The organism is Streptomyces javensis (assembly GCF_039525925.1).
GTDB lineage: Bacteria > Actinomycetota > Actinomycetes > Streptomycetales > Streptomycetaceae > Streptomyces > Streptomyces asiaticus.
In genome coordinates, this window is sequence record NZ_BAAAIF010000148.1 from 1 (window position 1) to 9,678 (window position 9,678).

The 9,678-nt window shown below is 71.2% G+C and carries 7 protein-coding genes, 3 tRNA genes and 2 pseudogenes; 6 read left to right on the forward strand and 6 right to left on the reverse strand.

Annotated elements, in window-relative coordinates:
- Positions 1-81: pseudogene (locus ABD329_RS46695) on the forward strand (nuclear transport factor 2 family protein); the annotation flags it as partial.
- 109 nt (positions 82-190) lie between these two features.
- On the opposite strand, the gene purL reads toward ABD329_RS46695, so the two are convergent.
- Genes purL through purS form a run of 3 tightly spaced genes read right to left on the reverse strand, consistent with a single transcriptional unit; the run spans position 191 to position 3,404 of the window.
- The gene (gene purL, locus ABD329_RS46700; RefSeq protein ID WP_344318123.1) at positions 191-2,440 is read right to left on the reverse strand and encodes a phosphoribosylformylglycinamidine synthase subunit PurL; all 2,250 of its coding nucleotides are present in this window, start codon (positions 2,438-2,440) and stop codon (positions 191-193) included.
- On the reverse strand, positions 2,437-3,117 hold the full coding sequence (gene purQ, locus ABD329_RS46705) for a phosphoribosylformylglycinamidine synthase subunit PurQ (protein ID WP_344318124.1): 681 nt from the start codon (positions 3,115-3,117) through the stop codon (positions 2,437-2,439). Before purQ ends, purL begins: the two co-directional genes overlap by 4 nt.
- On the reverse strand, positions 3,114-3,404 hold the full coding sequence (gene purS / locus ABD329_RS46710; RefSeq protein WP_370467175.1) for a phosphoribosylformylglycinamidine synthase subunit PurS: 291 nt from the start codon (positions 3,402-3,404) through the stop codon (positions 3,114-3,116). Before purS ends, purQ begins: the two co-directional genes overlap by 4 nt.
- A 296-nt stretch (positions 3,405-3,700) precedes the next feature.
- Here purS and ABD329_RS46715 point away from each other — a divergent pair, with 296 nt between their 5' ends.
- From ABD329_RS46715 to ABD329_RS46730, 4 genes are all read left to right on the forward strand, one after another.
- Positions 3,701-4,018: a histone-like nucleoid-structuring protein Lsr2 gene (locus ABD329_RS46715; protein WP_037953281.1), complete on the forward strand. Its 318-nt coding sequence runs from the start codon at positions 3,701-3,703 to the stop codon at positions 4,016-4,018.
- A gap of 145 nt (positions 4,019-4,163) precedes the next feature.
- Positions 4,164-4,235, forward strand: a tRNA-Gly gene (locus tag ABD329_RS46720).
- Between the two features lie 81 nt (positions 4,236-4,316).
- Positions 4,317-4,392 (forward strand) — tRNA-Gly (locus ABD329_RS46725).
- 205 nt (positions 4,393-4,597) lie between these two features.
- Positions 4,598-4,670, forward strand: a tRNA-Gly gene (locus ABD329_RS46730).
- Positions 4,671-4,750: 80 nt separating this feature from the next.
- Here ABD329_RS46730 and ABD329_RS46735 read toward each other — a convergent pair.
- Positions 4,751-5,671 carry a phosphoribosylaminoimidazolesuccinocarboxamide synthase gene (locus ABD329_RS46735; protein ID WP_344318125.1) on the reverse strand — a complete coding sequence of 307 codons (921 nt, stop codon included), beginning with the start codon at positions 5,669-5,671 and terminating at the stop codon, positions 4,751-4,753.
- Between the two features lie 219 nt (positions 5,672-5,890).
- On the opposite strand from ABD329_RS46735, the gene ABD329_RS46740 reads away from it, so the two are divergent.
- The gene (locus ABD329_RS46740; protein ID WP_344318126.1) at positions 5,891-7,348 is read left to right on the forward strand and encodes a phytoene desaturase family protein; all 1,458 of its coding nucleotides are present in this window, start codon (positions 5,891-5,893) and stop codon (positions 7,346-7,348) included.
- A gap of 33 nt (positions 7,349-7,381) precedes the next feature.
- Here ABD329_RS46740 and ABD329_RS46745 read toward each other — a convergent pair whose 3' ends face one another.
- Together ABD329_RS46745 and ABD329_RS46750 are read right to left on the reverse strand one after the other, a co-directional pair.
- Positions 7,382-8,881, reverse strand: a complete 1,500-nt coding sequence (locus ABD329_RS46745; protein ID WP_344318127.1) for a N,N-dimethylformamidase beta subunit family domain-containing protein — start codon at positions 8,879-8,881, stop codon at positions 7,382-7,384.
- 293 nt (positions 8,882-9,174) lie between these two features.
- Positions 9,175-9,678, reverse strand: a pseudogene (locus ABD329_RS46750) (hypothetical protein); the annotation flags it as partial.

Consider the following 9,678-nt stretch of genomic DNA (forward strand, 5'->3'; position numbering starts at 1 on the left):
ACCATCGTCGGCGGGAAGATCAGCGACATCGACCAGTGCGTCGAGGACATCGACGCCGCCGACGCCTTCTGGGGGAAGTGAGCCCCGCAAAGGCCCGAACGGACCGTACGGCCCGCTCCCTGACACCAGGGGGCGGGCCGTACGGATGCGTTCTCGGGCCGGTCCTCGGGACCGCTCCTCAGTTCAGCCCTCAGGCCAGCAGACCCGGGATCGTCGCCTCGTACGACTCCCGCAGCTCGGCCAGCGGGATGGAGAACTGCCCCTGGACGTCGATCGCGTCGCCGTCGACCACGCCGATACGGGCCGCCGGAAGCCCCCGGGCCCCGCACATGTCGTTGAAGCGGACCTCCTCGCTGCGCGGTACGGCGACGATCGCCCGGCCCGCGGACTCGGAGAACAGCAGGACGAAGGGGTCCAGACCGTCCGGGACCACGATCCGGGCGCCCTTGCCGCCGCGCAGACACGACTCGGCGAGCGCCTGGATCAGACCGCCGTCGGACAGGTCGTGGGCCGCGTCCACCATGCCGTCGCGCGAGGCCGAGATCAGGATCTCGGCCAGCAGCCGCTCCCGCTCCAGGTCCACCTTGGGCGGCAGTCCGCCCAGGTGGTCGTGGATCACCTGGGACCAGGCCGAACCGCCCAGCTCCGCCGCGGTGTCGCCCAGCAGATAGAGCAGCTGGCCCTCCTCCGCGAAGGCGATCGGGGTGCGGCGGGCCACATCGTCGATCACGCCGAGGACGGCGACGACCGGCGTCGGGTGGATGGCCACCTCCCCGGTCTGGTTGTACAGCGACACATTGCCGCCGGTGACCGGGGTGCCCAGGGTCAGACAGCCGTCCGCGAGACCGCGGGTGGCCTCCGCGAACTGCCACATGACCGCGGGGTCCTCCGGCGAGCCGAAGTTGAGGCAGTTGGAGATCGCCAACGGCTTGGCGCCGGACGCGGCCACATTGCGGTACGACTCGGCGAGCGCGAGCTGCGCCCCCGCGTACGGATCCAGCTTGGCGTAGCGGCCGTTGCCGTCCGTGGCGACGGCCACGCCCAGGCCCGTCTCCTCGTCCACCCGGACCATGCCGGAGTCCTCGGGCTGGGCGAGCACCGTGTTGCCCTGCACGAAGCGGTCGTACTGGTCCGTGATCCAGGACTTGGACGACTGGTTCGGGGAGCCGATCACCTTGAGGACCTGCTCGCGCAGCTCCTCGGCCGTGGCCGGGCGCGGCAGCTTGCCCGCGTCGTCGGCCTGGAGCGCGTCCTGCCACTCGGGGCGGGCGTACGGGCGCTCGTAGACCGGGCCCTCATGGGCGACGGTGCGCGGCGGGACGTCCACGATCTGCTCGCCGTGCCAGTAGATCTCCAGCCGCTCGCCGTCGGTGACCTCACCGATGACGGTGGCGATGACGTCCCACTTCTCGCAGATCTCCAGGAAGCGGTCGACCTTCTCGGGCTTCACGATCGCGCACATGCGCTCCTGCGACTCGCTCATCAGGATCTCCTCGGGGGAGAGCGAGGAGTCGCGCAGCGGCACGGTGTCGAGCTCGACCCGCATGCCGCCGGAGCCGGCGCTGGCGAGCTCGCTGGTGGCGCAGGACAGACCCGCGCCGCCGAGGTCCTGGATGCCCTCGACCAAGTCCTCCTTGAAGACCTCCAGGGTGCACTCGATGAGCAGCTTCTCCTGGAAGGGGTCGCCGACCTGGACGGCGGGGCGCTTGGTGGGCTTACTGTCGTCGAAGGTTTCCGACGCCAGCACGGAGACGCCGCCGATGCCGTCGCCGCCGGTGCGGGCGCCGTAGAGGATCACCTTGTTGCCGGTGCCGGACGCCTTGGCGAGGTGGATGTCCTCATGCTTCATCACGCCCACGCACAACGCGTTGACCAGCGGGTTGCCCTGGTAGCAGGGGTCGAAGACGACCTCGCCGCCGATGTTGGGCAGGCCCAGGCAGTTGCCGTAGCCGCCGATGCCCGCGACCACGCCGGGCAGCACCCGCTTGGTGTCGGGGTGGTCGGCGGCGCCGAAGCGCAGCGGATCCATCACGGCCACCGGGCGGGCGCCCATGGCGAGGATGTCGCGGACGATGCCGCCGACGCCGGTGGCCGCGCCCTGGTAGGGCTCGATGTACGAGGGGTGGTTGTGCGACTCGACCTTGAAGGTGACCGCGTAGCCCTGGCCGACGTCGACCACACCCGCGTTCTCGCCGATGCCGACGAGCAGGGCGTCGCTCTCGGGGGCCTTCTCACCGAACTGCCGCAGGTGGACCTTGCTCGACTTGTACGAGCAGTGCTCGGACCACATGACGGAGTACATCGCGAGCTCGGCGCCGGTGGGGCGGCGGCCCAGGATGGCGCGGACGCGCTCGTACTCGTCCTGCTTGAGACCGAGCTCGGCCCAGGGCTGCTCGGCCTCCGGGGTCTGCGCCGCGTGCTTGGTGGTGTCCAGGGTCATGCGCTGACCAGCCTCTTGAGGATCGAGGTGAAGAATCCGAGACCGTCGGTGCGACCGGTGCCGATCAGCGGTTCGACGGCGTGCTCGGGGTGGGGCATGAGGCCGACGACATTGCCCGCCGCATTGCAGATACCGGCGATGTCGCGGAGCGAGCCGTTGGGGTTGAGCTCCTGATAGCGGAAGACGACGCGTCCCTCGGCCTCGAGTTCATCGAGGACGCGCTCATCGGCGACATAGCGGCCGTCGATGTTCTTCAGCGGGATGTTGATCTCCTGACCCTGCTCATAGGAGCGGGTCCAGGCGGTCTCCGCGTTTTCCACTCGCAACTTCTGATCACGGCAGATGAAGTGCAGATGGTTGTTCCGCAGCATCGCACCGGGCAGGAGATGGGTCTCGGTGAGTACCTGGAAGCCATTGCAGATGCCAAGCACCGGCATACCGGCCTTCGCCTGGTCGATCACCGAGTCCATTACCGGGGAGAAGCGGGAGATCGCCCCGGCCCGCAGATAGTCGCCATAGGAGAAGCCGCCCGGCAGGATCACCGCGTCGACCTGCTTGAGGTCCTTGTCGCGGTGCCACAGCGGTACGGCTTCCAGTCCGGCGGCGCGGACCGCGCGCTGGGTGTCGCGGTCGTCGAGCGTGCCGGGGAAGGTGATGACTCCGACGCGTGCGGTCACGACTCCGCCTTCACGGCAGTGGCGTCGGCGCCCTCGCCGACCTCGACCTTCACGGAGAAGTCCTCGATCACGGTGTTCGCCAGAAAGGTCTCGGCGATCTGGTGGATACGGGCGAGGGCGGCGTCATCGACCGGGCCCTCCACCTCGAGTTCAAAGCGCTTGCCCTGACGGACGTCGGCGATCCCCTCGAAACCGAGGCGGGGCAGTGCTCGCTGCACCGCCTGGCCCTGGGGGTCGAGGATCTCCGGCTTGAGCATGACGTCGACTACGACGCGTGCCACTGGCACTCCCGGTGGTGTGGTGCTGGTGCGTAAGGCGGTGCCCAAGCGTACCCCGGACAAAAATCTACGCGAGTAGATATGCAAGGGTTCGGTCACGTTTAAGCATCGTCGGTGGCAACCGACGGGGAAAGGTCGGGGAAAAACGTATGGTCCCGATCGCGGCGTGACACGCGGATGGAATTACTGGGGTTCACAATGCAATGCCAGTCACTGTACAAATGAAAAAGCATTGCTGGACACAACTGGACAGCTGACATCTTTGCACGTCAACGCAACGATGCAGCCCGAAAGGACCGATATCCGTGGCGCAGCGCGTAGTAGTCACGCTCTCCGACGACCTCGAAGGAGGCGAAGCGGAAGAGACGGTCACGTTCGGACTCGACGGCAAGTTGTACGAGATCGACCTCAACTCTGCCAATGCGTCGAAACTGCGCGACGCTCTCGCACCGTACGTGGAGGCCGGCCGCAAGCGGGCCCGCTCGGGCAAGACGTACCGGCGCACCGCCGTCGCCCCGGACCCGGCCGCGGTGCGCGCCTGGGCCCGGTCGAACGGCATGGAGGTGCCGCCGCGGGGCCGGATCCCCAAGAAGGTCTACGAGGCCTTCGACGAGTCGGCCTGAGCCGACCCGTTCAGCCCGAGGCACCCGTTCGTTCAGCCCGAGGCACCCGTTCAGCCGAGTTGCACACCACCCCGGGTGATCCGCTAAAGTCTGGAGCACGCCGAGGGGCGAGGCCGAAAGGCCGAAACCCCGAGGAAGACACCATGCGGGTGTAGCTCAGTAGTAGAGCGCCCCCTTTCCAAGGGGGAGGCGCAGTGTGCGATCCCTGTCACCCGCTCTCATCGTCTATCGGCCTCGTGTTGACGAGGATCAGGTAGAGTGATGCACGCGCCGATCGGTGAAAGCCGGTCGGAGGCATGCGGACGTGGCTCAGTTGGTAGAGCATCACCTTGCCAAGGTGAGGGTCGCGAGTTCGAATCTCGTCGTCCGCTCCAGATCTGAGGCGCCGGTCGAATCGACCGGCGCCTCAGGCGTTTTGGGGCAGCTCGGGCCGCTTCGCCGACGCGCGGAGCTGCGTCGAAGCGGCATCGGGGCCGCGTCGGAGCGGCGTCGAAGCGGGCTCGGGGTCCGGGGTGGTAGTTCGCCGGTCGAGGGTTTGGTTATAGTAGAGGCGCGTCGAACCGGAAAAGTCCGGCGCAGGCGGACGTAGCTCAGTTGGTAGAGCGCAACCTTGCCAAGGTTGAGGTCGCGAGTTCGAGCCTCGTCGTCCGCTCAGGGAACGCAGGGGCCCCGGCCGATTCGGCCGGGGCCCCTGGTCGTTCTTCCATCCCTTGGCCTTGGCGGGCCCCCGGGCTACTTCCAGCTGGTGCCGGTCAGCAGCTCGTAGGCCTCCGCGTACTTCGCATGCGTCCGCTCGACGACCTCCGCCGGGAGCGGGGGCGGCGGCTGCTCGCCGGCGCGGTCCCAGCCGGAGGCCGGGGAGGTCAGCCAGTCGCGGACGTACTGCTTGTCGAAGGACGGCTGCGCGCGGCCGGGCTCCCACTGGTCGGCGGGCCAGAAGCGGGAGGAGTCCGGGGTCAGCACCTCGTCGGCGAGCACCGGCTCGGCGCTCTCCACGCCCAGGGTCGCCTCCGCGTAGCCGAACTCGAACTTGGTGTCGGCGAGGATGATCCCCCGGGCCCGGGAGATCTCCCGGGCCCGGTTGTAGACGGCGAGGGTGGTCTGGCGCAGCTGGGCGGCGGGCTCGGCGCCGATGCGGTGGGCCACCTCCTCGTACGCCACGTTCTCGTCGTGCTCGCCGACCGCGGCCTTGGTGGCCGGGGTGAAGATCGGGGAGGGCAGCTCGGAGCCGTCGGTCAGCCCCTCGGGGAGGGCGATTCCGCACACCGTACGGGTGTCGCGGTACTCGGCCAGGCCGGAGCCGGTCAGATAGCCGCGTGCCACGCATTCGACCGGGACCATCCGCAGCGACCGGCACACCAGGGTCCGGCCCTCCCAGTCGGCGGGGGCGCCGGCGGGCAGCTCGGTGGACAGGACGTGGTTGGGGACGAGGTCGGCGAGCAGGTCGAACCACCAGAGAGAGAGCTGGGTGAGGATCTTGCCCTTCTCGGGGATCTCGGTCGGCAGAACCCAGTCGTAGGCGGACATCCGGTCGCTGGCGACCATGACGAGCTCACCGCGCTCGTTCCGGTAGAGGTCGCGCACCTTGCCGGTGTGCAGGTGCTGAAGGCCCGGAACCTCGACCGGCTCGGGCTTCTCAACGAATCCGGACACGCTTCCTCCTGGTGTTTTTGTCCATTTGCCCCAGCCCTCCTCGATTCTGCCGCACTGAACGGCCGCTACCTGCGGCGGGGCGCGAGCCGCGGGGGTGCGACGCTCCGGGTTCCGCTTCCGGCCGGTTCGGACACGTCGTACGAGGAACTCGTGTGGAAGGACACAGCTGGGGTGGTGGGGAACAGCGGGATGGCCGATGGGGTGATGGGGAGGTGCGGGATGGCCGACGCGGCGATCGTGGGCAGCGGCCCGAACGGGCTCGCGGCCGCCGTCACCCTGGCCCGCGCCGGGCTGCGGGTCGCGGTGTACGAGGCCGCCGCCGACATCGGCGGCGGGCTGCGCACCCAACCGCTCTTCGACCCGGAGATCGCCCATGACATCTGCTCGGCGGTCCACCCCATGGCGCCCGCCTCCCGCTTCTTCCGCGAGTTCGGCCTGGCCGCGCGCGGGGTGGAACTGCTGGCGCCCGAGGTCTCCTACGCCCATCCGCTGGACGGCGGCCGCGCCGCGCTCGCCCACCGCGATCTGGGGACCACCTGCGCCGGGCTGGGCCCGGACGGGGAGCGCTGGCGGCGGCTGATGGCGCCGCTGGTGCGGCACAGCGAGGGCGTGGTCGACTTCATCCTCTCCGGACAGCGCACCCTCCCCCGCGATCCGGTGGCACCGCTGCTGCTGGCCCCCCGGATCCTTGTGCACGGCACCCGGCTCGGTGCCGCCCGCTTCACCGGTGAGGCGGCGCCCGCCCTGCTCACCGGGGTCGCCGCCCATGCGGTGGGCGAACTGCCCAGCCTGGCCGGCGGTGCGGTGGCGGCCCTGCTCGGGCATCTGGCCCACGGGCCCGGCTGGCCGCTGCCGCGCGGCGGCAGCGCGCGGATCGCCGAGGCCATGGTGGACGACATCGCCGCGCACGGCGGCACGTTCCACACCGGGTGCGCGATCGGCGACCTCCGTGAGCTGGACGGGTATCGCGCGGTGCTGCTCGACACCGGTGTCCCGGGGCTGCTGGACATCGCCGGGCGCGCGCTGCCCGACCGCTACGCCCGGGCGCTGCGGCGGTTCCGCTACGGCCCGGCCGCCGCCAAGGCCGACTTCCTGGTCAGCGAGCCGATCCCGTGGGCCGACCCCGCCGTGGGCCGCGCCGGGACCGTGCACCTGGGCGGCACCCATTTTGAGCTGGTCCGGGAGGAGAACCGGACCGCGCGCGGGGTCCGCAGCCGGGCGCCCTTCGTGCTGCTCGTCGACCCTTGCGTCACCGACCCCGGGCGCGGCCGGTCCGGCAGGCGCCCGGTGTGGGCCTACGCGCATATGCCGAACGGCGACGACACCGACCCGGTGGAGCTCATCCGCTCCCGGATCGAGACGTACGCCCCCGGCTTCGGCGACACGGTGCTCGCGGCGCGCGGCATGTCCGGGCGGGAGCTGGAGCGTTACGACCCCAACGACGTGGGCGGGGACATCGGCTCGGGCGCGATGACGATCCGGCAGAGCCTCGCCCGGCCGGTACCGCGCCTCGATCCGTACCGCACCCCGCTGCCCGGCCTCTTCCTCTGCTCCTCGGCGACCCCGCCGGGGCCGGGGGTCCATGGGATGTGCGGCTACTTGGCGGCCCTGTCGGCGCTACGGCATCGCTTCGGCATCCGGAAGCCGCCGTCTCTGGCTCCGGGTGGCGTGACGTAGCGGGCCCGGCCGCGCCGCCTGCGGCGGGATGCGTCATCCGCGCTTGCAGATCCGATCCAGCAGGTTCGCCGTGGCCCGCTGGACCCGCTCGTCCGTATGGCCCGGACGGTCCAGCGCGGGGGACCACGCAAAGGTCCCCGACGCGAAGACCAGCGCGCCGCTCGGGGCCCGGTACAGCGATGTCTCCTGGTGGCGGGTCACGCCCTCGGTGTCCTCGTACGGGGAGTGGGCCAGGAGGATGCGGCGGAGGTGGTCGGGGAGGGCGGTGCGGGGGAAGTAGCGGTCGGCCTCGCCGGCGACCAGGCCGGGGATCTCGTCGCCCTCCTCCGCGCCCGTGGCCTCCCACAGCCAGTGGCCCGCGTTGCGCACGATCAGCGGGCTCGGTTCGGGCACCCGGCCCGCGTACTGGATGCCGATGAGCTGCTGCTCGGGCGCGGTCTCCCGCCAGAGTGCCGAGCGGCCGGGGCCGCGGCGCTTGCGGCAGGTCAGCAGCCGGGCCGGGCCGGAGGGCGAGGCGGCGAGCTCGACCTGCCAGTACATGGTGTTCGCGGAGAGGAAGACCAGTGAGCTGCCGCTGTCGCGGGCCGCCTCCACGGTGCGGCGCATCGGCGCCGACCAGTACTCGTCATGGCCGGGGAAGACCAGCCCCCGGTAGCGGGTGGGGTCGACGCTGCCCGCGTGCAGGTCGCGCATCTCGGCGTAGGCGAGGTCGTAGCCGTAGCGCTCGGCCCAGCGGATGAAGTCGTAGGCGTGCCCCACGTGGAGGGGCAGCCCGGCGCCCGCGAACGGCCGGTCGAAGGAGACCGTGGTGGCCGCCTCCGACTCGCCCAGCAGCCTTCCCCGCTCGTCCCAGGCGTGGTAGAGGCTGGCGCCGGACCGGCCGTCCTCCGGGTAGAGGTTGTACGCCTGCCAGGTGAGGTCCGGGAGGACGAGGAGGAGGTCGGCGGGGCGGCTGTCGCGGACGGTGAAGGGGATGTGGCTGCGGTAGCCGTCCAGGGTGGTCAGCACCGCGACATACGCGCCGAGCTTCCAGTACGAGGGGATCTGCATCCGCCAGGACAGCCACCAGTGGTGGCAGGAGACGGTGCGGTCGGCGGTGAGCGGGGGCGGCTGGACGATCCCGGACAGCCGGGGGCTGGTGGTGATCTTCAGCGCGCCGGTGCCGTCGTAGTAGCCGATGCGGTAGATGTCCACGCTGAACTGCTGGGGCGGGTCCACCGTGATCCGGAAGTCGATGGCCTCGCCGGGGGCCGCCGCGGAGCTGGAGGGGAAGCCCTTGATCTGCCGGTGGACGTCGTCGGCGGTGCGGGGGCCGGGGATCCTGGCGGGGCCCCGCGCGCCGCTCCGCTCGGCCGCCCGGGCGTCGGCCCCGGAGAGATGGACGTCGTCGACGTACCACGGGACCACCCGGCCGGTGTCGTCGAAGTAGTTCTCACTGTCGCGCAGCCAGGGCAGCGGGCCCTGGCCGAAAGGATCCGTCACCGCGTGAGCGAGCGCTCCCGACTCCCAGCGCCGGATCTGGTCCGTCCCCACAACTGCTCCCCTCCCCTGCGTACCCGGCGGCGCCACGCCTCGCTGTCCTCGCACACCGCACCGCCGCGGGTCCGGCCTTGTGGGCCGGGCTGCGGGGGCCGGTCCTGCGGTTCGGGCCGGTTGGGCCGGAACTCCTGGGCCCGGGCGACAGCGACCGGTCCCAGCACATCACATTACGCACCTACTCCGTCACCGATAGTCGCTAAATTGCTGGAACAGACGCCGAACGGCGACAAGGGTGGACATAGGAGCGGTATTCGGCGGACTCCGCGCCTCCGCATCGATCGGAGCCGCTACACCAGCCGGACGGGCTTCTCCGGGCGGACCCCCACCTCGACGAGCCAGGCGCGCAGCGGCCCGTCGTCCCCGTCCTCCACCAGGCTCAGCACCGGATGCGCCAGATCGGCCCGCCGCCGCCCGCCGACGAGCAGCGCGGGCCCGTCCAGCCAGTCGAGGCCGGGGGCCGCGCCCGCGGTGTCCACGGCGGCGCAGCAGACCATGGCGGTGACATGGTCGGCGAGCAGCTCCCGGCCGGTGCGGGGCGGCTGGAGCGGGAACGCCGGGGCGAAGCCGTCGATCCACGGGTCTCCGCCGGAGCCGCCCGCGGGCCCCTCGGCCCCCGCCGCGGGGCCCTGACCGTGCGCCCGGCTGGCGGCGGCCTCCTCCCGGGCCACCTCGACGCTGAGCCGGGCGGCCAGGCGGGGAGCGCCACCACCGGCGCCACCATCGGAGCCGCCGTCGGTGCCGCCGTCGGCGGTGCCGTCGGTGCCGCCGTCGGCGGTGCCGTCGGTGCCGCC

Bases quoted from the DNA above. Each gene is read 5' to 3' on its own strand.
- ABD329_RS46740 (WP_344318126.1), top strand. From the start codon at position 5,891: ATGGCCGACGCGGCGATCGTGGGCAGCGGCCCGAACGGGCTCGCGGCC.
- purL (WP_344318123.1), bottom strand. From the start codon at position 2,440: ATGACCCTGGACACCACCAAGCACGCGGCGCAGACCCCGGAGGCCGAG.